1 protein-coding gene is annotated in these 674 nt (G+C 44.2%); it reads left to right on the top strand.

Translation table 11 applies throughout. The features are described 5' to 3' along the window. Nucleotides 1-674 (top strand): lipase family protein (locus tag R7E78_RS27100; protein WP_318058743.1); only part of this gene is annotated, 674 nt, incomplete at both ends.

Genomic DNA, 674 nt, shown 5'->3' with positions numbered 1-674 from the left:
GGTTTGCTCTGCTAGGAAAGGGAAAAAGTCAGCGTTATAAAAATGACCTTGTCTTAGCTTTTAGAGGTACAGCAGGATTAGCTGATGGGATTACCGACTTAACGTGTAGCGGGAAAGGAACAGATACCGGAGAGACCGTCCATTCGGGATTCCAAACTACGTTCTATTCTATGAGAAAAGGTCTAACTCGTTTTCTTCGTGATAATCCGGTAACCGCTAACGGTACTATACATTGTGTTGGACACAGTTTAGGTGGTGCATTAGCGACTCTGGTTGCGAATTGGATTTCTGCTTCTCCAGAGTTTAAAGGCAGAGTTAACTTATATACTTTTGGCTCACCAAGAGTCGGAATGAAATCTTTTTCGATCAACTCATCATCTCGGATATCGACGCACTTCCGTTGTGTCAATGGTTCGGACCCCGTAACAAAAGCGCCAGTATGGCCTTTTTATCATGTGCCTTATGATGGTTCGGAGTACATATTGAATCGTGCTCAAGGTCTTTTTCCTAGCGCACATTTTATGGCGGAGTACAGTTCTTATACACAGACTGCAACCTGGGATAGCCTTGGCTTTCAAAAGGCAAGCTCCACTTTTAAACGCGTCGTTTTAAACTATGAGAATCGACTTCAAGCCACACCTTCTGCTGATTGGGCAGATAAGATCTCGGCAGCG

The sequence above is a fragment of the Vibrio sp. YT-19(2023) genome, assembly GCF_033337395.1.
Note: the sequence above shows the minus strand (reverse complement) of the source record. Positions and strands in the feature narration are given on the sequence as shown.